This window comes from Corallococcus sp. BB11-1, assembly GCF_026626625.1.
Taxonomy (GTDB): domain Bacteria; phylum Myxococcota; class Myxococcia; order Myxococcales; family Myxococcaceae; genus Corallococcus; species Corallococcus soli.
On sequence record NZ_JAPNJY010000036.1, the window covers coordinates 1 to 24,953 of the forward strand.

20 protein-coding genes are annotated in these 24,953 nt (G+C 71.4%); 14 read left to right on the forward strand and 6 right to left on the reverse strand.

The window, feature by feature from the left end; genetic code table 11:
* The first annotated feature begins 249 nt into the window (after positions 1 to 249).
* The 7 genes from ftsH (OV207_RS31665) (at position 250) to tsaE (ending at position 8,397) form a co-directional block, all read left to right on the forward strand.
* A complete protein-coding gene (gene ftsH, locus OV207_RS31665) occupies positions 250 to 2,166 on the forward strand; it encodes an ATP-dependent zinc metalloprotease FtsH (RefSeq protein ID WP_193348447.1) in 1,917 nt (638 codons plus the stop codon).
* Positions 2,167 to 2,348: 182 nt separating this feature from the next.
* Positions 2,349 to 3,572 carry a dihydropteroate synthase gene (gene folP, locus OV207_RS31670; RefSeq protein WP_193348448.1) on the forward strand — a complete coding sequence of 408 codons (1,224 nt, stop codon included), beginning with the start codon at positions 2,349 to 2,351 and terminating at the stop codon, positions 3,570 to 3,572.
* Between the two features lie 167 nt (positions 3,573 to 3,739).
* On the forward strand, positions 3,740 to 5,134 hold the full coding sequence (gene glmM, locus OV207_RS31675; protein ID WP_267558745.1) for a phosphoglucosamine mutase: 1,395 nt from the start codon (positions 3,740 to 3,742) through the stop codon (positions 5,132 to 5,134).
* Positions 5,135 to 5,263: 129 nt separating this feature from the next.
* Positions 5,264 to 5,989, forward strand: coding sequence for a pyridoxine 5'-phosphate synthase (locus tag OV207_RS31680; RefSeq protein ID WP_193348450.1), 726 nt, complete (start codon positions 5,264 to 5,266; stop codon positions 5,987 to 5,989).
* A gap of 5 nt (positions 5,990 to 5,994) precedes the next feature.
* On the forward strand, positions 5,995 to 6,369 hold the full coding sequence (gene acpS, locus OV207_RS31685) for a holo-ACP synthase (RefSeq protein WP_193348451.1): 375 nt from the start codon (positions 5,995 to 5,997) through the stop codon (positions 6,367 to 6,369).
* Positions 6,370 to 6,388: 19 nt separating this feature from the next.
* A complete protein-coding gene (locus OV207_RS31690; RefSeq protein WP_267558746.1) occupies positions 6,389 to 7,921 on the forward strand; it encodes an NAD(P)H-hydrate dehydratase in 1,533 nt (510 codons plus the stop codon).
* Positions 7,918 to 8,397, forward strand: a complete 480-nt coding sequence (gene tsaE, locus OV207_RS31695) for a tRNA (adenosine(37)-N6)-threonylcarbamoyltransferase complex ATPase subunit type 1 TsaE (protein WP_193348453.1) — start codon at positions 7,918 to 7,920, stop codon at positions 8,395 to 8,397. The genes OV207_RS31690 and tsaE overlap by 4 nt, the downstream gene beginning before the upstream one ends.
* A 17-nt stretch (positions 8,398 to 8,414) precedes the next feature.
* On the opposite strand, the gene OV207_RS31700 is transcribed toward tsaE, so the two are convergent.
* From OV207_RS31700 to OV207_RS31720, 5 genes are all read right to left on the reverse strand, one after another.
* Complete coding sequence (locus OV207_RS31700) at positions 8,415 to 9,290, reverse strand: class II glutamine amidotransferase (RefSeq protein ID WP_267558747.1); 876 nt, start codon at positions 9,288 to 9,290, stop codon at positions 8,415 to 8,417.
* An 87-nt stretch (positions 9,291 to 9,377) separates the two neighbouring features.
* Entirely contained in the window at positions 9,378 to 10,649 is a 1,272-nt protein-coding gene (gene hutI, locus OV207_RS31705; protein ID WP_267558748.1) for an imidazolonepropionase, read from the reverse strand.
* Between the two features lie 5 nt (positions 10,650 to 10,654).
* Entirely contained in the window at positions 10,655 to 11,377 is a 723-nt protein-coding gene (locus OV207_RS31710) for a hypothetical protein (protein ID WP_267558750.1), read from the reverse strand.
* 10 nt (positions 11,378 to 11,387) lie between these two features.
* The gene (gene hutU, locus OV207_RS31715) at positions 11,388 to 13,043 is read right to left on the reverse strand and encodes a urocanate hydratase (RefSeq protein ID WP_267558751.1); all 1,656 of its coding nucleotides are present in this window, start codon (positions 13,041 to 13,043) and stop codon (positions 11,388 to 11,390) included.
* A gap of 131 nt (positions 13,044 to 13,174) precedes the next feature.
* Positions 13,175 to 13,606, reverse strand: coding sequence for a hypothetical protein (locus tag OV207_RS31720; RefSeq protein ID WP_193348458.1), 432 nt, complete (start codon positions 13,604 to 13,606; stop codon positions 13,175 to 13,177).
* A gap of 201 nt (positions 13,607 to 13,807) precedes the next feature.
* Between OV207_RS31720 and OV207_RS31725 the strand changes: the two genes are divergently transcribed.
* From OV207_RS31725 to OV207_RS31740, 4 genes are all read left to right on the forward strand, one after another.
* A complete protein-coding gene (locus tag OV207_RS31725; RefSeq protein WP_267558752.1) occupies positions 13,808 to 16,195 on the forward strand; it encodes an FdhF/YdeP family oxidoreductase in 2,388 nt (795 codons plus the stop codon).
* The gene (locus OV207_RS31730) at positions 16,192 to 18,447 is read left to right on the forward strand and encodes a hypothetical protein (protein WP_324291580.1); all 2,256 of its coding nucleotides are present in this window, start codon (positions 16,192 to 16,194) and stop codon (positions 18,445 to 18,447) included. Before OV207_RS31725 ends, OV207_RS31730 begins: the two co-directional genes overlap by 4 nt.
* Before the next feature lie 209 nt (positions 18,448 to 18,656).
* Complete coding sequence (locus OV207_RS31735; RefSeq protein ID WP_267558753.1) at positions 18,657 to 19,817, forward strand: sigma-54-dependent transcriptional regulator; 1,161 nt, start codon at positions 18,657 to 18,659, stop codon at positions 19,815 to 19,817.
* A gap of 94 nt (positions 19,818 to 19,911) precedes the next feature.
* Positions 19,912 to 20,781, forward strand: coding sequence for a MaoC family dehydratase (locus OV207_RS31740; RefSeq protein WP_267558754.1), 870 nt, complete (start codon positions 19,912 to 19,914; stop codon positions 20,779 to 20,781).
* A gap of 45 nt (positions 20,782 to 20,826) precedes the next feature.
* Here OV207_RS31740 and OV207_RS31745 read toward each other — a convergent pair whose 3' ends face one another.
* A complete protein-coding gene (locus OV207_RS31745) occupies positions 20,827 to 21,063 on the reverse strand; it encodes a helix-turn-helix domain-containing protein (protein WP_120533568.1) in 237 nt (78 codons plus the stop codon).
* Positions 21,064 to 21,401: 338 nt separating this feature from the next.
* On the opposite strand from OV207_RS31745, the gene OV207_RS31750 reads away from it, so the two are divergent.
* The 3 genes from OV207_RS31750 (at position 21,402) to ftsH (OV207_RS31760) (ending at position 24,951) form a co-directional block, all read left to right on the forward strand.
* Positions 21,402 to 21,809: a (deoxy)nucleoside triphosphate pyrophosphohydrolase gene (locus tag OV207_RS31750; protein ID WP_193348462.1), complete on the forward strand. Its 408-nt coding sequence runs from the start codon at positions 21,402 to 21,404 to the stop codon at positions 21,807 to 21,809.
* 2 nt (positions 21,810 to 21,811) lie between these two features.
* Positions 21,812 to 22,747, forward strand: a complete 936-nt coding sequence (locus OV207_RS31755) for a hypothetical protein (RefSeq protein WP_267558755.1) — start codon at positions 21,812 to 21,814, stop codon at positions 22,745 to 22,747.
* A 149-nt stretch (positions 22,748 to 22,896) separates the two neighbouring features.
* Positions 22,897 to 24,951, forward strand: a complete 2,055-nt coding sequence (ftsH, locus tag OV207_RS31760) for an ATP-dependent zinc metalloprotease FtsH (RefSeq protein ID WP_415835160.1) — start codon at positions 22,897 to 22,899, stop codon at positions 24,949 to 24,951.
* The last annotated feature ends 2 nt before the right edge of the window (positions 24,952 to 24,953 follow it).

Sequence of the window (24,953 nt, forward strand, 5' to 3'; positions counted from 1 at the left end):
TGGCTTCCCGACACTCGCTGTGGGCGTCGCCGCCGCTCTCAAGCGAACACCCGGGGCCTCCGTTATAGAGTCGATGCCTCGAAACAGGGGATGGTCGCGCACCCCTAAATAGTTGAGGGCTTTTTGCTGTTGCTGATACGGTCCGTCGCTGGCCTGCACACAGGCGGGCGCCGGGCACATGACGAACTTCGCCGGGGTTCTTCCTGGCACGGCCCTCATCCCGCCGAGTACCGAAAGGGCAGCTGAAACGTGCGTTCGACCTACAAGACCATCGGGCTCTGGGTCATCCTGATCGTCCTCTTCGTCGCCTTCTACAATTTCTTCTCGCAAGGCAACGAGCAGGTGCAGGAGCCGACCTTCACCCAGCTTCTGACGAAGGTGGATGAGAAGAAGGTCCAGGCCGTCTCCATCAAGGGCAACACCTACTCCGGCACGTTCAGTGATTCGAACGACAAGTTCCGGACGACGGGGCCGCCGCCGGAGGTGGCCGTGCTCAACCAGCTCCGCGCCGCCGGCGTGGACGTGAAGTACGAGCGCGAGGAGCAGAACAGCCTCTGGCTCACCATCCTCGGGCAGTGGATGCCCGTCGTCTTCCTGTTCCTCTTCTTCATCTTCTTCATGCGCCAGCTCCAGGGCGGCAGCGGCAAGGCGATGACGTTCGGGAAGTCGAAGGCGAAGCTCCTGAGCGAGAGCCACAACAAGGTCACGTTCGCGGACGTGGCGGGCGTGGACGAGTGCAAGGAGGAGCTGGAGGAGATCGTCGCCTTCCTCAAGGACCCCAAGAAGTTCACCAAGCTGGGCGGCCGCATCCCCAAGGGCGTCCTGATGATGGGGCCTCCGGGCACGGGCAAGACGCTGCTCGCCCGCGCGGTCGCCGGTGAAGCGGGCGTCCCGTTCTTCTCCATCTCCGGCTCGGACTTCGTGGAGATGTTCGTGGGCGTCGGCGCCAGCCGCGTGCGCGACCTGTTCGAGCAGGGCAAGAAGAACGCCCCCTGCATCATCTTCATCGACGAGATCGACGCCGTGGGTCGCCACCGTGGCGCGGGCCTGGGCGGCGGTCACGACGAGCGCGAGCAGACGCTCAACCAGCTGCTGGTGGAGATGGACGGCTTCGAGTCCAACGACGGCGTCATCCTCATCGCCGCCACCAACCGTCCGGACGTGTTGGACCCGGCGCTCCAGCGCCCGGGCCGCTTCGACCGCCGCATCATCGTTCCCCGTCCCGACCTCAAGGGCCGCCTGGGCGTGCTGAAGGTGCACACCCGCCGCGTGCCGCTGGCGCCGGAAGTGGAGCTGGAAGTGATTGCCCGCGGAACTCCCGGCATGACGGGCGCGGACCTGGAGAACCTGGTCAACGAGTCGGCCCTGATGGCCGCGCGCCAGAACAAGGAGCGCGTGGACCTGACGGACTTCGAGCAGGCCAAGGACAAGGTCTTCATGGGCCCGGAGCGCCGGTCCATGATCATGACCGACAAGGAGAAGCGGAACACGGCCGTCCACGAGGCCGGCCACGCGCTGCTCGCCAAGCTGCTGCCGGGCTGCGACCCCCTGCACAAGGTCACCATCATCCCGCGCGGTCAGGCCCTGGGCGTCACCTGGTCCCTGCCCACCGAGGACAAGGTGAACGGCTACCGCAAGCAGATCCTCGATCAGATCACCATGGCGATGGGTGGCCGCATCGCCGAGGAGATCATGTTCAACGAGATGAGCAGCGGCGCGGCGAACGACATCGAGCGGGCGACGGAGACGGCGCGCGCCATGGTGTGCCGCTGGGGCATGAGCGAGAAGATGGGCCCGCTGGCGTTCGGCAAGAGCGACGGTGAGGTGTTCCTGGGCCGCGACTTCAACTCGTCCAAGGACTACTCCGAGGACACCGCCCGGCAGATCGACGCGGAAGTGCGCAGCATCGTCGTGGGCTGCTACACGCACGGCAAGCAGCTGCTGACGGACAAGATGGACGTGCTGCAGCGCGTGTCCGACGCCCTGGTGGAGTACGAGACGCTCGACGCCGAGGACGTGAACATCATCCTGCAGGGTGGCCAGCTCACCCGTGAGCGTCCGCCCCCGCGCGTCAGCTCCTCCCCGAAGCCGACGGAGAAGAAGGACAAGCGGAAGATCCTCGACGCGCTCGAGGGCCTGCCCAACATGGAGCCGAAGAAGGCGTAGTCGCCTCCCAGGTTCCGCTGAAGTGACGAAGGCCCTTCCCGCGACTGTCGGGGAGGGCCTTCTGCTTTTCTCCCACGCGGGGCCGGGCCTTCACGCGTTCGTGACGTCGCCCTTTCCGTGGACCCCGGGAAGCGGCGACACTGGGCCTTCCGCCAGGCCCGTGCCTCCGAGGTGTCCCGACCGTGCTGCGTGCCCGCCTCATCTCCCGTGACCGCCCCGACGACCTGATGCTGGCGCTGCGCCGGCTGAACCTCTCCATGCGCTCCTGTCAGCAGCTGACGCGCGAGCTGGGGCACGCGCAGGTGCTGGTGACGGGGGGACGTCCGTCCTACGAGGAGGAGCTGCTGCCCGAATACGGCACCCGCGAGCGCGAGCAGTTCCCGGCCTGGGTGTCGGGCAAGGCCAGCGACCGCGCCGGGGACTCGCTCCTGTCCGGCAGCCGCAAGCAGTTCGAGAAGCTCATCACCCTGGCGCGCAAGTCCCCCCGCACGGACGCGCTGGCGCGGGCGCTGGAGGCCGTGCTCGAACTCCAGGTGACGCCCGTGCTGGAGCTGGGCGGCCGCACGTTCGAGTGGGGCACGCGCACGTACGTGATGGGCGTGGTGAACGTGACGCCCGACAGCTTCTCCGACGGGGGCCGGTTCCCGGACGCGGCCAGCGCGGTGGAGCACGGGGTGGCGCTGGCGGAGGCCGGCGCGGACATCCTGGACGTGGGCGGAGAGTCCACGCGGCCGGGGTCGCTCCCGGTGTCCGCGGAGGAGGAATTGGCGCGCGTGCTCCAGGTGGTGGAGGGCCTGCGCGCGCGCACGTCGGTGCCCATCTCCGTGGACACCATGAAGGCGTCGGTGGCGACCGAGGTGCTCAAGGCCGGCGCCCACCTCATCAACGACGTCACCGGCTTCCACTTCGACCCCGCGCTGCCCGGCGTGGTGGCCGCCGCGGGCGCCGCCTGCTGCCTGATGCACACGCAGGGCATGCCCCGGTCGATGCAGCAGGCACCCCACTACGAGGACGTGGTGAGCGAGGTGATGGAGTACCTGGAGCAGGGGGTGCTCCAGGCGCTGCTGGCGGGCATCCCGCGCGAGCGCATCCTGTTGGATCCGGGCATCGGCTTCGGCAAGACGCTGGAGCACAACCTCTTCCTGCTGCGCCGGCTGGAGGAGCTGCGCGGGCTGGGACAGCCGCTGCTCGTGGGCACCAGCCGCAAGTCCTTCCTGGGGACGCTGGCGGGCGGCAGGGGCCCCACCGAGCGGCTGGCGGCCACGCTGGGGTCCGTGGCGGCCATGGCGGTGATGGGCGGCGCGGACGTGGTCCGGGTGCACGACGTGACCGAAGCGCGCGACGCGCTGGCGGTGGCGGATGCCATCCGCAGGGCCCGGGGTGGCGGCGACCTGTATGGCGCCTGACGCACGCAACCCCGACCGTCACAAAGAGGCCAGGCGGGCATGCCTGGGTGCTTGCCTGGTGGTGGACCCGTCCCTACGTTCGAGCCCGCGTGACGGAAGGGGTATAAGCCCCGGGACGTGAGCGAGGCCGGAAACACTCCGGCGTGCGAAAGGTTGGAGCGGGACACATGGCGTACAGGATGAACATGCCCCCCAAGGAAGCGCAGAAGACGGAGCGGCTGTTCGGCACGGACGGCGTCCGCGGCGTCGCCAACGTCTATCCGATGACGGCCGAGGTCGCGATGAAGCTGGGGCGCGCGCTCGCGTACCTCATCCGCAACGGCCCGCACCGGCACCGCGTCATCGTGGGCAAGGACACGCGACTGTCCGGCTACATGCTGGAGCAGGCGCTGTCCGCCGGCCTCATCTCCATGGGCGTCGACGTGGAGCAGGTGGGCCCGCTGCCCACGCCCGGCATCTCCAACCTCACCACGTCCATGCGCGCGGACGCGGGCGCGGTCATCTCCGCCTCCCACAATCCCTACCAGGACAACGGCATCAAGTTCTTCTGGCGCGACGGCTTCAAGCTGCCGGACGAGACGGAGGCCAAGATTGAAGAGCTGGTCTCCAGCGGAGAAATCGACAACATCCGCCCCACGGCCACCAAGATCGGCCGCGCCATCCGCCTGGAGGACGCGCGGGGCCGCTACATCGTCTACCTGAAGGCCACGTTCCCCCGCGAGCTGACGCTGGAGGGGATGACCATCGTGGTGGATTGCGCCAACGGCGCGGCCTACAAGACGGCGCCCGCGGTGCTGGAGGAGCTGGGCGCGAAGGTCATCGCGCTGGGCGTGTCTCCGGACGGCAAGAACATCAACCACAAGTGCGGCGCGCTCCACCCGGAGGGGCTGGCCAAGGCGGTGGTGAAGCACGGCGCCAACCTGGGCGTGGCGCTGGACGGTGACGCGGACCGCCTCATCGTCGTGGACGAGAAGGGCAACGTCGTGGACGGCGATGCCATCATGGCCATCTGCACGGGGGAGCTCGTCGCGCGCAAGGAGTTGAAGAAGAAGACGCTCGTCGCCACGGTGATGAGCAACATCGGCTTGGAGCGCGCGGTGGCGCAGTGGGGCGTGAAGGTCGCGCGCACCCGCGTGGGCGACCGGCACGTCGTGGACGAGATGCGCCGCAATGGCTACAGCCTGGGCGGCGAGCAGAGCGGCCACCTCATCTTCCTGAACCACACCACCACGGGTGACGGCACGCTCGCGGCGCTCCAACTGCTGGCGGTGATGTGCCGCCACGGCAAGCCCCTGAGCGAGCTGGCCTCCATCTTCCAGCCGGTGCCCCAGACGCTGCTCAACGTGGTGGTGAAGCAGCGCCGGGAGCTGGGCGAGCTGCCCACGGTGATGAAGGCCATCAAGAACGTGGAGCAGAAGCTGGGCACCTCCGGCCGCGTGCTGGTGCGCTTCTCCGGCACGGAGCCCAAGGCCCGCGTCCTCATCGAAGGCGAGGACGCCGCGCGCAACGAGGCCTATGCCCGGGAGATCGTCGAGGCGATCTCCAAGGCCCTCAACGGTTAGCAGGGCGGGACTTCCGTCCTGTGCCCCTCGCAGGACGGTTGACTTCCGGACGCCGGCCACGAATAGAGGGGCCGGCGCGGGCCCGGGCCCCGGACAATCCCGCACCTCGCGCCAGGTGAGGAGCGGTCGATGGGACAGCGACTGGGTGTCAACGTGGATCACGTGGCGACGCTGCGGCAGGCGCGGCGCACCGTGTATCCGGATCCGGTGACGGCGGCGGCGTTGGCGGAGCTGGCCGGCGCCCGGCAGATCACCATCCACCTGCGCGAGGACCGGCGCCACATCCAGGACCGGGACCTGCGCATCCTCCGCGACACGGTGCAGACGCTCCTGAACCTGGAGATGGCCGCCACCGCGGAGATGGTGAAGATCGCCTACGAGTACAAGCCGGACGTGGTGACGCTCGTCCCCGAGCGGCGCGAGGAGCTCACCACCGAGGGCGGCCTGGAGGTGGCGGGCCAACGCGAAACCATCGCGAAGATCATCAAGAACCTGAAGGACGGGGAGATCGCCGTCTCGCTGTTCATTGATCCGGACCTGGACCAGGTGCGCGCGTCGCACAAGGTGAACGCGGACCGGGTGGAGCTGCACACGGGGCGCTACTGCGAGGCGCGCAACGACAAGGAGCGCGCGCGGGAGCTGGCGCGCATCGTGGACGCGGCCAAGGCGAGCGCGAAGCTGGGCATGGGCGTGGCCGCGGGCCACGGGCTCAACTACGACAACGTGCAGGCCATCGCGCGCATCCAGGAGATCGACGAGCTGAACATCGGGCACGCCATCGTCGGGCGCGCGGTGCTGGTGGGCTTCGAGCGCGCGGTGCGTGAGATGTTGGACCTCATGCGCGACGCCAGGTAGCCGGCATGCCCATCGTCGGCCTGGGGTTGGACCTCTGCTCCATCGAGCGCATCCAGCGCATCCTCGACGGTCCGCGCAAGGACGCCTTCCTCGCGCGCGTGTACACCGAGGGTGAGCGGGCCTACTGCGCGCCCCGCCACGACGCGGCCAGCGCCTTCGCGGCCCGGTTCGCGGCCAAGGAGGCGCTGGTGAAGGCGATGGGGGTTCCGCCCGGGGTGCACTGGAAGGACATGGAGGTGGTGCGCGAGGGCGGCCCGCCGCGCTTCGTGCTCTCCGGCGTGGCCCGTGAAGTGATGGAAGCGCGAGGGTGGGAGGCGATGCTCGCGCTCACCCATGATGCCGGCGTGGCCGCGGCCACGGTGGTGCTCCAGACGAAGTGAAGCAGGAAGGACTGAAGCCATGCAGCGCGTGCTGACCGCCGTCCAGATGCGTGAAGCCGAAGCGGCCGCCCAGGAGCGTCACGGGATGCCCTCCGGGTTGTTGATGGAGAACGCGGGCCGCGCGCTCGCGGACGCCGCCCGGAGCGTCGCGGGCCCGGGCGGGCGCTTCACCGTGCTCTGCGGCCCCGGCAACAACGGCGGGGACGGGCTCGTCGCCGCGCGCTTCCTGCTGGAGGGCGGCGCGCGCGTGGTGGTGTCGCTGGTGGGAGACGCGGCGAAGCTCACGGCGGAGTCGAAGCGCAACCTCCAGGCGCTGGAGGGCTTCGGTGAGTCGCCCCGCGCCTTCGAGGCGCTGCCGGAGGCGGGCGCGGGCGACGTGGTGGTGGATGCGCTCTTCGGCACCGGCCTGCGCCGCGCGCCGGAAGGGGCGTTCGCGGATGCGATTGGCACCGTGGCGCGGTGGCGGCGCGCGGGGGCGAAGGTGGTGGCGGCGGACGTGCCTTCCGGCCTCCAGAGCGACACCGCGGAGCCCTTCGCGCTGTGCGTGGAGGCGGACGTCACGGTGGCCTTCGGGTTCCTGAAGCCCGCGCATGAGCTGGAGCCCGGCGCGTCGCTGTGCGGGGACGTGCGGCGGGTGGACATCGGGCTGGGCGGGGAGTCCGCCCGGGCCGTGTCCGGCGCGGAGCTGCTGCGGGTGGAGGAGGAGGACGCGCGCGAGGTGATCCCCGCGCGCCGCGCGGACTCGCACAAGGGCACCTACGGCCACGTGCTGGTGGTGGCGGGCAGCCCTGGCAAGACGGGCGCGGCGGCCATGGTGGCGCTGTCGGCGCTGCGCAGCGGCGCGGGGCTGGTGACGGTGGCCACGCGCGCGGAGGCGCTGCCGTGGGTGATGGCGCACTCGCCGGAGATCATGGGCATCGCGCTGCCGGGGGACGGGCCGCTGGGCAAGGGCGACCTGGAGGCGCTCCAGGCCGCGCTGGAGGGCAAGGACGCGCTGGTGATGGGACCGGGCATCCCCCGGGGGCCGGAGACGGGCGCGTTGATTGGCGACCTGCTGGCGACGGTGGACGCGCCCGCCGTGCTGGACGCGGACGCCCTCAACGCCGTCGCGGAGGACCTCACGGTGCTGCGCCGGGCGAAGGGTCCCGTGCTGCTCACGCCGCACCCGGGCGAGATGGCCCGGCTGTGGGGGCGGACCACCAAAGACGTGCAGCAGCACCGCGTGGGCGTGGCGCTGAACCTGGCCACGTCGCTCAACGTGACGGTGGTGCTCAAGGGCTCGCGCACGCTCATCGCGGAGCCGGGCGGGCGCGTGTTCATCAACCCCACGGGCAACGCGGGCATGGCTACGGGGGGCACGGGTGATGTGCTGTCGGGCGTGTGCGGCGCGCTGCTCGCGCAGGGCATCAAGCTGCCCCGGGCCGCGTGGACGGCGGTGTACGCGCACGGGCTCGCGGGCGACCTCGCGGCGAAGCGGCGGGGCCTGATGGGCCTCATCGCCACGGACCTGCTGGAGGACCTGGGATCGGTCTGGCTGCGGTGGGGACGGTGAGCGGGCCCACGCGCACGCGGCGCCTGGTGTCCCCATCCCCGGAGGAGACGCACCGGCTGGGCGTGAAGCTGGGCACGCTGCTGGCGCCTGGGGACTTCGTGGGCCTCGTGGGCGACCTGGGCGCGGGCAAGACGCACCTGGTGCGCGGCGTGGCGGAGGGGGCGGGCGTGGCGAAGTCGGAGGTCGCGAGCCCCACCTTCGCCATCGTGTACCCGTACGAGGGCCGCATCCCGCTGTACCACGCGGACCTGTATCGCCTGGCGGACTACGAGGAGCTGTACGCCACTGGCTTCGTGGACATGGTGGCGGACAACGACCGCGCGATGCTGGTGGAGTGGCTGGACCGCATCCCCCAGGCCGCCCCGCGTGAGCACCTGCGCGTCACGCTGCGCCATGAAGGGGAGGCCGCGCGGAGCCTGGAGGCGGAGGCCTTCGGCGAGCGTCCCGCCGCGCTGCTGGAGGCGTGGCTCGGCTGAAGGAGGAAACAGCGCCGTCAGGCCGCGCCGCCGTGATTCGGCTCGGGCGGACGCGGGCCCAGCACGCCTTCGGCCAGTGTCTGCACCTTCCAGCGGCGGAAGACGAGCCGCGCGTCCACGCCCACCACGTCCTCTTCATCCACCGGCGCCCAGTGGGGTCCGCCGCACAGCGACTCGCTGGCGATGAGGAACTGCTGGAGCGGGACGTCCGTGTGCGGCGCGCGCAGCGCTTCGGGGCAGCCGCCGATGCCGGATGAGATGAAGAGCGTACGGTTGCGGCGCGTGGCCACCATCGCCTCGCCGTCGGTGACGAGGAAGTTCATCGCGGAGCGCTCCTTCGGCTCGCGGCTCCCCGGCACGTCCGTCATCGTGGACACGAGCGTCATCGTCTCCGCGAGCGCCCGCGCCATCGCCTCCGCGGGCACCGACCCGCCGAGCGGGCCCCACTCCGCGAGCCGCGTCAGGAACAGATAGAAGCAGCGCTCGCTGTCGGTGGTGCCCTTGATGTTGACGCGCAATTCCGGGTGGATGAGCGCCTCCACGGCGGCCTTGTGCTTCGCGAACTCGCGCAGCGTGCCGTTGTGCACGAACGACCAGCGGCCGTAATGGAACGGGTGCGAGTTGCGGATCTCCACCGCGCCCACGCTCGCGAGCCGGATGTGCGCGACCACCGTGCGCGCGGACACCTGGCTCGACACGCGCTCGAAGTCAGGGTCGCTGTGCGCGGGACCCACACCATGCGCGACGAGCGGCGAGCATTCCTGCCCATACGAGGCGATGCCCCAGCCGTCCTTGTGCTCGCGCGACTGGATGAGGAGGGAATTCCTCTCCGTCACCAGGGCGGTATGGACAGCAGCGGGGACCGCGGATCTGAACCCAAATAGTCGGCACATGGTGGCAGCTGATCTCTACAACGGCCGGCCCACGAGAGAAGTTCCACTTGCCCCCTCGGACGATGGCCGTTGTTCAGCGGCGCGCACTCAGGGACAGCATTCCATCCGCGCGCGGCCCACCACCCGTCCACTCTTCACCACCACCCGCGCGTGGCTGATTCCCAGATGATAGGGCAGGTGCCTGTAGCTGCGACAGCCGAAGACCACCAGGTCGCCCGCATCACCCACGGCCAGCCGCCCCTGCCGTTGCAACCCCAAGCACTGCGCGGCGCCCCGGGTGGCGGCCCAGTACGCCTCGGCGGCCGTCAGGCCGTTCTCCAGACAGGCGAGCCCCAGCACCAGCGCCAGGTTTTCCGTCATGGAGGAACCGGGGTTCACGTTGGAACCCAAAGCAATGTTGACGCCCGCGTCGCGCAGCTTCCGGCCGGGCGCGTAGGGGCGCATGCGCAGGAAGAGGGTGGAGGTGGGCACGAGCACGGCGGTGACGTTCGCGGCGGCGAGCGCGCGGATGCCTTCGTCCGTCACCTGCTCCAGGTGGTCCGCGCTGGAGGCCCCCACTTCGGCGGCGAGCGCGGAGGCCCCGCAGGCGGTGAGCTGGTCCGCGTGCAGGCGCGGCGTGAGGCCCAGCGCCTTGCCCGCGAGCAGCAGGCGGCGGGACTCCTCCACGGTGAAGGCGCTGTCCTCCGTGAAGACGTCACAGAAGCGCGCCAGTCCCTCGCGGGCCACCGCGGGGAGGATTTCGTTGATGCACAGGTCCAGGTAGTCGCCCCGGCGGCCCTGGTACTCCGCCGGCACCGCGTGCGCGCACAGGAGCGTGGGCACCAGTTCCAGCGGGGACAGCGCGCCCAGGCGGCGCACCGCGCGCAGCATCTTCAGCTCGTGCTCCAGCGACAGGCCGTAGCCGCTCTTCACCTCCGCGGTCGTCACGCCCTGCGCGAGCAGCCGCTCCAGGCGGGGCAGGGCGAGCCGCGCGAGCTCCTCCTCGCTGGCCGCGCGCGTGGCGCCCACCGTGTTGACGATGCCGCCGCCCGCCTTCGCGATTTCAAGGTACGTGGCGCCCTGGTTGCGCAGGTCGAACTCCGCGGAGCGCTCCCCCGCGAAGACCAGGTGCGTGTGCGGATCCACGAAGCCGGGGCCCACGAAGCCGCCTTCGGCGTCGATGATCTCCGTCGCGTCCGTGAGCGCGCCCTTCGGCAGGTCCGCTTCCCGGCCCACGAAGGCCACGCGGCCCTGGCGCAGGCCCACGCACGCGGCGGGGCGCGGGGTGAGGGCGACTTCAGCGGGCTCGCGGTGCGTGCCCTCCACGGTGAGCACTTCGGACGTGTTGCGGATCCACAGGTCCAGGGCTTCGGTTTGCATCACGGTCAGCGTCCTCCACGCACTCCAGCGATGGGCACGTTCCAGCTCGCTCCATTCGCGTGCGCCCGGCCGTAGCCGCCGGACACCTCCAGCTTCGACTTGCCTGCGCTCAACGAAATCTGCGCCGCCACCACCGCGCCGTAATAGAGGGCGGTCTGCTGCGAGCCAGGATTCACCAGCGACCGGTGCGCGCCCACGAAGGGCACCAGCCCCAGGGACACGCCGGCCTCCGGATGCACGGTGAAGGCGCAGGTGCCCTCCAGGCCGAACAGGCTGCTCGTGCTGTCCGTCTCGCCCAGGCCGAAGTCCGACGCGCCCCGCACCGCGAACGCCGGGGCCAGGCCCACCGTCGGCGTACCGATGTAGTACGACAGGCCCGAATAGAGGCCGTAGCCCGGCACCGGCGCGAGGAAGAACTCCCCCTGGAGCCCGACGTGCAGCGACAGCCGCTCATCCAGCGGCAGCGTCACCGCGCCGTCGAAGGCGACGCCCCACTGCTCGGTGTCGAAGGGCTTCGCGTCGCCCTGGAAGGCGCCGTCCAGCTCCCCGCGCTCGGACAGCTGCGGGGCGTTGAGGCGGGGGCCGGTGCGGAAGCCGACCTGGTAGAAGCGCTCCGTGGAGAGGCCCGGCCCCATGCGCATCACCATGGGCCCGGTGGTGGTGGGCCTGCAGCCCGCGAGCACGCCCAACACCCCAGTCGTCAGGAACGCGAGGATCCGGCTTGGCATCCGGCGCACTCTAGGCGGTGAGGCCCGGGATGCGCACGCCCCGCTCCTTCGCGACGTCGGTGGCCTCCGTGTAGCCCGCGTCCGCGTGGCGCAGCACGCCCATGGCGGGGTCGGACGTGAGCACGCGCTCGATGCGGCGCGCGGCCTCCGGCGTGCCGTCCGCGACGATGACCTGGCCCGCGTGCAGCGAATAGCCCATGCCCACGCCGCCGCCGTGGTGGAACGACACCCAGGAGGCGCCGTTCACCGCGTTCACCAGCGCGTTGAGGATGGGCCAGTCGCCCACCGCGTCCGAGCCGTCCTTCATGGCCTCCGTCTCGCGGTTGGGGGACGCCACGCTGCCGCAGTCCAGGTGGTCGCGGCCAATCACGATGGGCGCCTTCACCTCGCCCTTGCGCACCAGCTCGTTGAACGCGAGGCCCGCCTTGGCGCGCTCGCCGTAGCCCAGCCAGCAGATGCGCGCGGGTAGGCCCTGGAACGCCACGCGCTCCTGGGCCATGTCCAGCCAGCGGTTGAGCGACGCCTTGTGCGGGAACAGCTCGCGCACCGCGCGGTCCGTGCGGCGGATGTCCTCCGGGTCCCCGGACAACGCCACCCAGCGGAACGGGCCCATGCCCTCGCAGAACAGCGGGCGGATGTACGCGGGCACGAAGCCGGGGAACTCGAAGGCGTTCTGCATGCCGCCCTCCTTCGCCTGGCCGCGCAGGTTGTTGCCGTAGTCGAAGACGTGGCTGCCGGCGGCCTGGAAGTCGTTCATCGCCTGCACGTGCATGATCATCGACTCGCGCGCGCGCTTGACGTAGCCCTCCGGGTCGCGCTTGCGCAGCTCCGCCGCGGCCTCCAGCGACAGGTCCGTGGGGACGTAGCCGTTGAGCGGATCATGCGCGCTCGTCTGGTCCGTGACGAGGTCCGGCTTGATGCCGCGCCGGAACAGCTCCCGGAACACCGAAGCCGCGTTGCCGATGATGGCGATGGAGCGGCCCACGCGCTTGGCCTGCGCGTCCTTCGCCAGGGCCAGCGCTTCGTCGATGTCCTTGGCCACCACGTCCAGGTAGCGCGTCTCCACGCGGCGCTGGGCGCGGTGCGGATCGATTTCAACGCCCAGGAACACGGCGTTGTTCATCGTGGCCGCCAGGGGCTGCGCGCCGCCCATGCCGCCCAGGCCGCCGGAGAGGATGAGGCGGCCGGCCAGGTCCTCGCTGCCGAAGTGGAAGCGGCCCGCGGCGGCGAAGGTCTCGTAGGTGCCCTGCAGGATGCCCTGCGAGCCGATGTAGATCCACGAGCCCGCCGTCATCTGGCCGTACATCATGAGGCCCTTCTTCTCCAGCTCGTGGAAGTGCTCCCAGTTGGCCCAGTGGCCCACGAGGTTGGAGTTGGCGATGAGCACGCGCGGCGCGTCCGGGTGCGTGCGCAGGATGCCCACGGGCTTGCCGGACTGCACGAGCAGCGTCTCGTCGTCGGTGAGCGACTGGAGGCTGGACACGATGCGGTCGAAGGACGGCCAGTCGCGCGCGGCCTTGCCGGTGCCGCCGTAGACGACCAGGTCGCCGGGCGCCTCGGCCACGTCCGGGTCGAGGTTGTTCATCAGCATCCGGAGCGCGGCCTCCTGCACCCAGCCCTTGCAGGAGAGGGTGGTGCCGCGGGAGGCGCGGATGATGCGGGACATGCGGAGGACTCCTGGATAGGTGGCGCGGGAGAGGACGCCCGGGCGGGCACCCTAACCGAACCTCCCACGTCGCGGGGGAACGCCGTGCGCGGCATGTCCCCTCGCGAACCCAGGCGGCTGGACGCCGTGCGTCAGTAGTCCTTGCGCGTCGTCACGGAGGCACTGAAGCCGTAGACCTCACCCGTCGTGTAGAACTTGAAGTAGCCGCCCACCGCCGCGGTCAGTCCGTACGCGCTGCCAGTGCAGCCGCCGCAGACGAGCACGCCGTTGCGGCGGACGTTCCAGAGCCCCGTGATTTCATACGCGGTGGCCGTGCTGGCCGGAGAGCCGACGAGCTCGAAGTCGTACTCGTTGCCGCCCGCGAAGCCGTGGAAGTTCAGGAACGCGGTGCGGGTGGTCACGTTCCAGCTGACCACCGCGTTGGAGCTCGTGACCGGGAGCGAGCCCGCGGTGTCGTCCTTCACGAACAGGCCCTTGCTGGACCAGATGCTGTGCACGTCCGCGGCCAGGGCGGGGAGGGACACCAGCAGCGCGGCGACGACGAGGGAGCGGAACGACTTCATGGGGGAACCTCCAAGAGGGGTGAACACGCGGTGTCGGGGGACACTGCGCGTGAACCCATCCTGCCTGAAGGCCGCAAAGCTTGATAATGCTGCCTTGTCATTATTGACGGAGATTCCTGCTCAATCCCCGCGCTGTCGGGAAGTCGGGAGCGGGGTAGAGTCGCGCGCCCGGAAGAGGAAGACCCGGCACGAAGGTGGGACATGGCCAAGGCACCACGACAGGGGGAGGACGCGGACGTGAAGGCGGAGGCCCTGGCGGTGCCGGCGGCCCAGCCACCCGTGGAGGCCCGGCCCCCGGACGTGGGGGGCGTGAAGACGGTGGCGGGGGGCGCCCCCGCGGTGCTGCACGCGCTCAAGCACGTCCTGGGGGAAGCGGGGCCGTGGCGCGGCGGCAAGCTGCTCTGGAAGATCAACCAGACGGATGGCTTCGACTGTCCGGGGTGCGCGTGGCCGGACCCTTCTCACCGGTCCGCGAACGAGTACTGCGAGAACGGCGCGAAGGCGGTGGCGGAGGAGGGGACGCGCGAGCGCGTGACGCCGGAGTTCTTCCGCGAGTGGAGCGTGGCGAAGCTCGCCGAGCAGTCGGACCTGTGGCTGGGCAAGGCGGGGCGGCTGACACACCCGATGGTGCTGCGCGAGGGCGCCACGCACTACGAGCCCGTGTCCTGGGAGGACGCGTTCGCGCTGGTGGCGGAGGAGCTGGACGCGCTGGGGTCGCCGGACGAGGCGTGCTTCTACACGTCTGGCCGCACGAGCAACGAGGCCGCGTTCCTGTACCAGTTGTTCGTGCGGCAGTTCGGCACCAACAACCTGCCGGACTGCTCCAACATGTGCCACGAGTCCAGCGGCACGGGCCTCACGGAGACGCTGGGCATTGGCAAGGGCTCCGTCACGCTGGAGGACTTCGACCACGCGCAGGCCATCTTCGTGATTGGCCAGAACCCGGGGACGAACCACCCGCGCATGCTGACGGCGCTCCAGGCCGCCGCGCGCCGGGGCTGTGAGATCGTCAGCATCAACCCGCTGCCGGAGGCGGGGCTCAACCGCTTCAAGCACCCGCAGGAGGTCCTGCACCTGCTGGGCCCGGGCACCGCGCTCAACAAGCTCTTCCTCCAGGTGCGCATCAACGGCGACGTCGCGCTCCTCCAGGGGCTGGGCAAGGCGCTGCTGGAGCGCGAGGCGAAGGCGCCGGGCACCGTGGTGGACCGGGCGTTCGTCGAGGGCAGGACGGCGGGCTTCGACGCCTACGCGGCGCACCTCGCCACGGTGTCGTGGGACGACGTGGTGGAGCAGGGCGGCGTGCCCCGCGACCAGATCGAGGCCGCGGCGGACATCCTGGCGCGCTCCGAGCGCACCATCTTCTGCTGGGCCATGGGCCTCACCCAGCACCGCAACGCGGTGGGCAACGTGCAGGAGGTGGTCAACCTGACGCTCCTGCGCGGGAGCATTGGCAAGGCGGGCGCGGGCGTGTGCCCGGTGCGCGGCCACAGCAACGTGCAGGGCGACCGCACCATGGGCATCTGGGAGCACCCCCGGCCCGCGTTCCTGGATGCGCTGGAGCGCGAGTTCGCCTTCTCGCCGCCGCGCGAGCCCGGCCTGGACACGGTGGGCACGCTCAAGGCCCTGCACGACGGACGGGTGAAGGTGTTCTTCGCGCTGGGCGGCAACTTCCTGTCGGCCACGCCGGACACGGAGTTCACCGCGGCGGGGCTGCGGCGCGCGCGCCTCACGGTGCAGGTGTCCACGAAGCTCAACCGCGCGCACCTGGTGCACGGAAGGCGCGCGTTGATCCTCCCGTGCCTGGGCCGCACCGAGCACGACGTGCAGGCCACGGGGCGTCAGTTCGTTACCGTGGAGGACTCCATGGGGATGGTGCACGCGTCGCGCGGCGCGGTGACGCCCGCGTCCGAGCACCTGCTCAGCGAGCCCGTCATCGTCGCGCGGCTGGCGCACGCGGTGCTGGGGGCGCGCTCGACGGTGCCCTGGCTGTCGCTGGTGGAGGACTACGACCTGGTGCGCGAGCGCATCTCGCGCTGCATCCCGGGCTTCGACGACTTCAACCGCCGCGTGCGCGAGCCCGGGGGCTTCGCGCTGCCCAACGGCCCGCGCGAGGGGCGCTTCCCCACGCCGGACGGCAAGGCCCACTTCACCGTGCACGCCATGCCGCGCCTGGAGCTGGGGCCCGGCCAGCTGCTGATGATGACGCTGCGCTCGCATGATCAATACAACACCACCGTGTATGGCCTGGACGACCGCTACCGGGGCATCCACCAGGGCCGGCGCGTGGTGTTCCTGCACCCGGAGGACGTGAAGGCGCGGGGGCTGACGGCGGGGCAGCTGGTGGACCTCACCAGCCACTTCCAGGGGGAGACGCGCGTGGCCCGGGAGTTCCGGGTGGTGCCGTACAACATCCCCCGCTCGTGCGCGGCCACGTACTTCCCCGAGGCGAACGTGCTGGTGCCGGTGGACAGCCACGCGGAGAAGAGCCGCACGCCCACGTCGAAGTCCGTCGTCATCACCGTGGCCCCCAGTCCGGGCGCCGGGGCCTCGTCGCAAGCCGGCGCTCCGGATGACGCGAGGCCCGGGTGAGCCTGTCCGTGCCCATGCCGTCGTCGGCCGAGGCTGGTTGGCCGGAGTCGCTCCAGCCGCTGCATGCGCAGGTGGCGGCGGCGGCGGCGCAGGAGGCCGTGGCGCTGAGCGCGGGCTGGCGGGAGGACTTCGCCCGCTGGGTGCGGGGCGCTTCGCTGGAGGAGCGCACGCGGGCCCAGGCCACGGCGTGGGAGCGGCTGTCCCCGGGCGAGCGCAGCCCGGGCGAAGTGCTCTTCCTGCTGTCCTCGTGCAGTGAGCTGCTCTGGCCCTACGCGGAGCCGCCCCCGGGCCTGCTGCGGCAGTTGCTCGCCCGGCAGCGCGAAGCCGTGGCGATGCTCCGCGAGGCGGGGGACCCCGAGGGCGCGGAGCGGCTCCAGCGCGAGACGGACGCCTCGCTGTCCACCGTGCTCACGCGCTACCTGAAGCGCCACCCGGACGCGCTCCTGTCGCTGGTGCGGGGCGTGCCGTGCACCTTCGACGGCCGCGCGCTGCGCTTCCAGGACGCGGTGGACGTGGACCTGAAGCAGGTGCTGGGCGCGGGGCCGAAGTCGGTGGGGCTGCTGGAGCAGTTGCGCTCGCTCTTGCCCGACACGCGGGAGGAGGGCCGGGACCGGCTCTCCGAGTTCATCCGCACGCGCGCGGCCCGCATCCCCTGGCGCGAGGCGAGCGAGGTGCTGGGCGAGCGGCTCTTCGCGCTGGCCACGTCGCCGGACGGTCGCGGCGGGATGCGCGGCTTCCTCGCGTGCTACCCCAACGGGCGCAAGGAGCCGGACTGGTGTTCGCGCGCGGGCCTGCTGCTGGCGCGCACGGTGGAGGTGGGCGGGCCGCCAGCGGTGGTGGAGAACCTGTGCGAGCTGCTCACGCTGTTCGACTCGCCCCCGGTGGACGGGCTGCGCGGGGCGCTGGGCGCGCTGGTGCAGAGCGACTTCGAGACGGCGGCGGACCTGGGCCACGCGCGGTTCGTGTTGGATCACTGCCAGGGCACGATGCGCAAGAAGGAGCCCGCGCTGGCGCTCGCGCTGCTGTGGCTGGAGGAGCGGCTGTTCCGCGCGGCCGTGCGGCGGGGCGCGCCGGAGGCCTTCGAGCGGCGCACCCGGGCCCGCGCGCGGCTGGAGTCGCTGCCCGGCTTCGAGCACCTGGTGTGGCTGGCGGAGGAGTGCGCGGAGGTGTGGCCGCGCTTCCGGACGTCCGCGCGGCCCGGGTTGGATGGGCTCGTGGCGTGGCGCGCGGAGGTGACGCAGCGCATGGGCAAGAAGCCCGTGCTGCGCAAGGCGGCCATCGAGTTCCTCCTGTGGTGCGCGCCGGACGAGGCCTCCTCGGAGGCGGAGCTGGCGGCGCTGGCGCTGGTGCGCACCGCGACGGACCGGCGGCTGGTGCGCAAGATGCTGGAGCACCCGTCCCCCAAGGCCCGCTTCCGCGCGCGCTCGCTCCAGTCCTGGCTCCAGGCCGGGGCGGGGCAGGGCAGGACCCCGGCGCCAGTGGAGGCCACCGAGCCCGCGACGCTGACGGCCTCCCTGCGCCACCTGCACGCGACGCGCGCGGTGCCGGTGGGCGGGCGCACCTGGCTGCGCGACCGCGACCTGGAGGACCTGCTGGTGGGCGCGGTGGGGCGCGTGGAGGCGGACGTCGCCTCGCGCCACCCGGAGCGCTTCCGCGAGGAGACCGCGGAGCTTGTCGCGGGGCTGCTGGAGGGCGTGCGCTCGGAGCTGGAGCGCATCCACGCGGACCTGGGCTCGCTGCTGGCCCAGGGGCGGGCCTCGCCGCTGTCCCTGACGATGACCGTGCACCGCCAGCCGCCCCGGGCGCCCGAAGCCGGCGTGGAGGTGGCCTTCATCGTGTCCGTGGAGCGCGAGGGCTTCGTGCGCACGCGCCGCGTGGTCCGGATGCCGGTGGCGAAGCTGGAGCAGCGCGGCGAGGGCCAGTGGCTGCCCACGTTCCGGCTGGGCCGCGAGCGGCTGGACGCGCTGCTCTCGCGCACGGAGGCCGCCTTCTGTCTCTTCCTGGTGCCCGCCTTCGTGCGCGCCGAGTGCTGGGTGGTGCCGGCGCGGCTGGCGCGGGCGCTGATGGAGACGCAAGGCGCGCTGGCCGGCGTGCCCCGTGAAGCGGCGCAGGGCGTGTCCCGGCCGCTGGCGCAGTGGCTGGTCTACGACGTGCTGGGCCTGTGGGTGGGCGACGAGCGGCCCGACGTGGTGGACGCGGCCCGGGCCGAGGACACCGGCGCGGACTTCGTGGTGGACCTGACCGTTCGCTGAAGTCCCCCTCCCGGGCGGCGGAGAACGCCCCAGGGAAATGTCCGGGAATATCCAGAAGGCCCAGCGTAAGGGCTGAGGAGGGTGCTGGGACACCGTCCGGGACAGGGGCCCAGGAGCTCCGTCCGTCCGCAGAGGGGGAAGTCCGTCAAGCGCAGGGGGGCTGGATGAGGAGCGTTTCCTCAATGAAGACGTCGAGCGAGGGGGTCGCCGTGTCGCGTTTCCAAGGCGTGCTGAAGACGGAGCGCAAGGGCGCGCGCATGCGGTCTCCGGATGAGCGTCCGGGGACCTTCGTGCATGGGGTCCGGTGGCGTCAGGCCCAACCGCGGGGGGGCGGCGGCGCCGGCGGGGTGTCGCTCTCCGCCCGCTGCGAGGCGCAGGAGGGGAGCGTCGCGCCGTCGTGTCCGGAGCGTGCCGCGGAGTGGGCGACCTTCGGGGACCTGGTGGCCACGTCCGCCGTGGCGCGGGCCAGCTTTGACTGGATGGAGCGCGCGGCGTCGTGCAGCGCCACGGTGTTGCTGGAAGGGGAGACGGGCACGGGGAAGAGCCGGGCCGCGCTCGCCATCCACCGCGCGGGGGCGCGTGCGAGCGCGCCCTTCCTGGTCGTGGACTGCGGCGCGCTTCCGGCCAACCTGCTGGAGAGCGAGCTGTTCGGGCATGAGAAGGGCGCCTTCACCGGGGCCATCCAGCGCCGCGTGGGTGCGTTCGAGGAAGCCGACGGCGGCACCATCTTCCTGGATGAGATTGGCGAGCTGCCCTCGGAGCTGCAGCCCAAGCTGCTGCGCGTGCTGGAGAACCGGGAGATCCGCCGCCTGGGCTCCAACACGCATCAAGCGGTCAACGTGCGCGTCATCGCGGCCACGCACCGCGACCTGCGCGCGGAGGTGCAGGCGGGCCGCTTCCGGGCGGACCTCTTCTTCCGCCTCGCGGTGGTGGGCATCCCGATCCCCTCCCTGCGCGAGCGCACGGAGGACGTCCCGCTCATCGCCGAGCGCATCCTCGCGGGGCTGGGCGCCACGCCCGCGCAGGTGGCGTCGCTGACCACGCCGGACTTCCTCGCGCAGCTCCAGAGGGCCCCGTGGCCGGGCAACGTGCGCGAGCTGCGAAACCACCTGGAGCGGTGCGTCGTCTTCCAGAGCGCGCTGCCGCCCCCGGTGTCCGGGACTGGCGTCCAGACCCCGGCCCCCCGTTCCGTGGACGCGTTGCTGACGTACGCGGAGTCCCGCCGCAGGGCGCTGGAGTCCTTCGAGCACGACTACGTGGAGGCGCTCCTCAAGCTGCACGGAGGCAAGGTGTCCCAGGCCGCCGCCGCCGCGGACATGGACCGCGTGTACCTGTACCGCCTCCTGCGCCGGCACGGCCTGAAGAGCTGAAGCCGGGCTGGATCCGGGCCGGGGGCGTGCCGAAGCCGCCGGGCCGTTCACAAAACTCGCGCGGGATGAGGACGGGTGGCGGAGAATCCCGCCCATGTCCGCCACCATCTTCGACCTGCACACGCTCCCCGCGATGCCCGCCGCGCTCCTGCGGGCGGCCTTCACCCGCAGGAACGCGCGCGGCACGTCCCTGCCGGACATGAGGCTGCGCGTGCACGGCTGCCGCGCCTCCCCGGAGCTGCTGGCGCGCTACCGCGACGCGTGCGGCTTCGATGCCGACGGCTTCCTGCCGGCGACGTACCCCCAGGTGCTGGCGACGCCGCTGCACCTGGGCCTGCTGGGCCTGCCCGACTTCCCGTACCCCGTGCTGGGCACCGTGCACGTGCGCAATCAGATCGCGCAGCACCGCCGCATCGCGGACACCGCGCCGCTCACCGTGTCCTGCCACTTCGAGGGACCCCGGGAGGTGCCCGCGGGCCACGAGTTCGACGTGCACACCCGCGTCGAAGCCGAGGAGAGCGGCGAGCTGCTCTGGCAGGCCGTCACCACCATGCTGCGCCGCCACGGGGCCCGGACGGACAAGGACGCGGGGCGCAAGGACCGGCCGCCGGAGGACGCGCGGTTCGCCGCGAGCCGCCCCGCCCCCTGGACCGTTCCCGCCGACACCGGCCGCCGCTACGCGCGGGCCTCCGGCGACTTCAACCCCATCCACCTCACCGCCCTCACGGCGCGGCCCTTCGGCTTCCCGCGCGCCATCGCCCACGGCATGTGGACGCTCGCGCGCTGCGTGGCGGAGCTGGGCGAGGCGGCCCACCCGGACGCGCTCACCCTGGACTGCGACTTCAAGAAGCCCCTGCTCCTGCCAGCCCGGGTGACGTTCCAGACGGCCCGCGAGTCCGGGGGCGTGGCGTTCCGGGTGCTGTCGGGCGAGGGGAAGCCGCACCTGCTGGGGCGGCTGGGCTGACCACCGAGCGACCTGCCGTCGGGCCGGAGGACGGCCCGCCCGACGTCAGTCGCTCAGCTCCGGGAGGTCCGGCAGGCTGTCCGGATCCAGCTTCATCATCGCGCACAGCCGGCTCAACGTCGGGATGGTGGGCACCATCACGCCGCGCTCGACACGGGCCAGGACTTCCACCCCCAGCTCCAGATGTTCGGCGACTTCCTCCATGGAGAGCCCCGCCTGCTGCCGCGCCGTCTTCAGCGCCGCGCCAAGCGCTTCGGCCCGCTCTCTCCGACTCTGTGTCATTCCCCGAGCATGGCGCCATCCGGCCCTGGCGTCACTTGAATCCCACACGCACCGCTTCCGGACGGTGGCCCGCCCGGGGACCTGTCCCTCCCGGCGTGAAGTCCCCAACAGCACGCCGACCCCAGGGCCCGCTGGACCGGCCCTCCCGGCCCTCCCCACCGCCGCCCGGACCGGTGGCGCCCGCCAGCCAGGGGGCGGGCATGGCGGGGTGGACGCCCGTCCAGGGCATGCGCACGCTGCCTGGGAGAAGGGGCCTGCGGCATTGGCGCCGGTCGGGGCCTGTGTTAGGCCGCCGCTCCCTGCCCGTGGTTCATGGGACACCCATCGAGGAGAAGTGAATGACCCGTCGTCACGTGCGCGTCGTCGGCGCGATGCTCCAGAACGATCAGGGTCGCTACCTCATCACCCAGCGGCCTCCCAAGGCGACGCTGCCCCTCCTGTGGGAGTTTCCGGGCGGCCGGGTGGAGGAGGGGGAGGACGACGCCGCGGCGCTCGCCCGCGAACTCCAGGAAGAGATGGGCGTCCGCATCGTGGTGCTGGAGCAGGTGATGCACACCCACCACGAGTACCCCACCTACGACATCGACTTCCGCGTGTTCCGCTGCCAGCTGAGCGACCGCGGGGCGGAGATCCAGCACCTGCGCGTGCATGACCACCGCTGGGTGGCGCTGGAGGAGATGGGGCAGTACCGCTTCCCTGACGCGGACGCCAAGACGCTGGCCCGGTTGCTGGACCTGGACCACTGACCGTGCGCTCCCTCCCGCGTCTGCTCGCCACCGCGGCCCTGCTGCTGGGGTCCGCCTGCTCCAGCTCCCGTCCCACCCCGTCCGCCTCCGAAGTCCCCGATGCCGGCGCGCAGGTGCCCGCCACCGGCCTGGAGGGCTGCACGCTCTACGCGGACGGCCGCAAGACGGGCACCGTACCCCGGCAGGTCCCGGAGCTGTCCGGCCTGGCCGCCAGCCAGCGCCACCCCGGCATCTTCTGGGGACACAACGACTCCAACAACGCCTTCGAGCTGTTCGCCCTGGACGAGGCGGGCGCCGTGAAGGCCACGCTGACGCTCACCGGCGCGGATCCGCGCGACATCGAGGACGTGGCGGTGGGGCCGTGCGCGCCGGGGCAGAAGGCCACCTGCGTCTTCCTGGCGGACACCGGCGACAACTTCGAGCGACGCAAGGAGGTGCGCCTGTTCCGGCTGGCGGAGCCGGAGTCGCTCGCGGACGCCACGCTCCCGGTGGAGGCGCTGCCCTTCACCTATGAAGACGGCGCGCACGACACCGAGTCGCTCATCATCGACGCCCGCTCCGGCCGCATCGCGGTGCTGACGAAGACGCGCGTGTCGCTGGGCGACCTGTACGCCGTGGAGGGCCTGGCGCCGGGGGGCTCCGGCAAGGCGCGGAAGCTGGGCACCCTGCGCGTGCCCGAGGACGTGGACCGGCTGTCCACCGGCGCCGCGCTGCACCCGTCCGGCGAGCGCCTGCTGGTGCGCACGTACACGCGCGTCTGGGAGGTCCGCAAGTCGGGGGCGAAGCGCCTGGAGGATTTGATCCAGGCCCAGGTGGTGGAAGTGCCCGGCGCCAGCCAGGCCCAGGCAGAGGCCATTACCTTTCTACAGGACGGGCGCGGCTACCTGCTGGGCAGTGAGTTCACGGGGGAGCCCCTGGTCCGCGTGGATTGCCGCTGATCCAACACTCCGGCGGGCCTCAGTTGTCATCCCGTCACGACCGGCGGTTGACGGCTTGGCGCGGGTGACCATCTTTGGCCGGCTAAGGGAACCGTCACACGACATGTCGTCTGTGTGTACGGGGGAGGGGGAGGGCGAGCGTGCCGACGATGAAGCCACAGGACCTGCCGCCGGGGATGGGCCCGCGCGGAAAGAAGAGCGACAAGCCAACACCCACGAAAGGTGGGTTCAAGTTCGGCTCACCACTGGGCTACATCCTCCTGCTCGTCCTGGGGTTCCTGCTGTTCCGGAACGTGTTTCAGGACGCGGGTGTTCGCCGGGTGTCGTACAGCCAGCTGCGCGACGCGGTGGAGAACGGCCAGTTCAGCCGGGTGCAGATCTCCAACGAATGGGTGAAGGGGTTCCTCAAGGACAACGCCCAGCCGCCGCCGCCGGCCTCTGGCGAGCGGGGCACGCTGCGCAGCGAGCCCAGCGCGCTGCCGTGGATGGCCTACCGCGTCCCGGGGGACGAGGGGCTGGTGCCGCTGCTGGAGCAGAAGGGCGTCCAGTTCGAGGCGGTGCCGCAGTCCAGCTTCAGTGAGGTGTTGTGGATCTGGCTCATCCCCATGGGCCTGCTCATCCTCTTCTGGAGCTTCATGATGCGCCGGATGTCCGGCGGCATGGGCCAGGGCCCGCAGAGCGTCATGAGCTTCGGCAAGACGCGCGCGAAGGTCCAGGCGGAGAACGACACCGGCGTGGGCTTCAAGGACGTGGCCGGCGTCGACGAGGCCGTGGACGAGCTTCGGGAGATCGTGGAGTTCCTCAAGACGCCGGAGAAGTTCCGCCGCCTGGGCGGTCGCATCCCCAAGGGCGTGCTGCTCGTGGGCCCTCCGGGCACGGGCAAGACGCTGCTGGCGCGCGCCGTCGCCGGTGAGGCCGGGGTGCCGTTCTTCAACCTCTCCGGTTCGGAGTTCGTGGAGATGTTCGTGGGCGTGGGCGCGGCCCGTGTCCGCGACCTGTTCGCCCAGGCCACGGCCAAGGCGCCGTGCATCATCTTCATCGACGAGCTGGACGCCATCGGCAAGAGCCGCAACTCAGGGGTGGCCGGCGGTCACGACGAGCGCGAGCAGACGCTGAACCAGCTGCTCGCGGAGATGGACGGCTTCGACAGCCGCGCGGGCCTCATCATCCTGGCGGCGACGAACCGTCCGGAGATCCTGGACAGCGCGCTGATGCGCCCGGGTCGCTTCGACCGGCAGGTGCTGGTGGACCGCCCGGACAAGCGCGGCCGCGAGCAGGTGCTGGAGATCCACGCCAAGGGCGTGAAGCTGGGCACCGACGTGGACCTGAAGCAGATCGCCTCCCGCACGCCGGGCTTCGCCGGCGCGGACCTGGCCAACGTGGTGAACGAAGCGGCGCTGCTGGCCGCGCGCAAGAACCGCGACGCGGTGATGCGGGCGGACTTCGAGGAGGCCATCGAGCGCGTGGTGGCGGGCCTGGAGAAGAAGAACCGCCGCATGAACGAGCGCGAGAAGGAGATCGTCGCGCACCACGAGGCGGGCCACGCGGTGGTGGGCTGGATGCTGCCGTACGCCGAACGGGTGACGAAGGTGTCCATCATCCCGCGAGGCCTGGCGGCGCTGGGCTACACCATGTCGCTGCCCCTGGAAGACCGCTACCTCATGTCCGTGGACGAATTGCGCGACAAGATGGCGGGGATGATGGGCGGACGTGCCGCGGAGGAGCTCTTCATCGGCGAGGTGTCCACGGGCGCCTCCAACGACATCAAGCAGGCGACGGAGATCGCCAAGATGATGGTCCGCGACTACGGCATGAGCAGCCTGGGGCCGGTGGCGCTGAGCGGTGAGCAGGGACCGGGCTTCTTGAGGAGCGCGGGCCTGCCGGAGTCGCGCAGCTACTCCGAACAGACGGCGCGGATGATCGACGACGAGGTCCGCAAGATGGTCTCCGAGGCGCTCGACCGCGCCCGCGAGGTCCTCAGCGTGAACCGCGACAAGGTGGAGGCCCTGGCGGCGAGGCTGCTGGCGACGGAGGTCATTGAGGAGGAGGCGATGACCGCCATCCTGGGGCCCAAGGTGCTGGCGCAGCGGGGACTGCTGCACCCGGAGGCCCGCACGGTCATCTCCGCGCATCCGGTGGGCAGCGGCGAAGCCGAGCCTGGCATGCCGCCCACGCAGCACGCGCAGGGCAAGCTCGACTCCTGAGT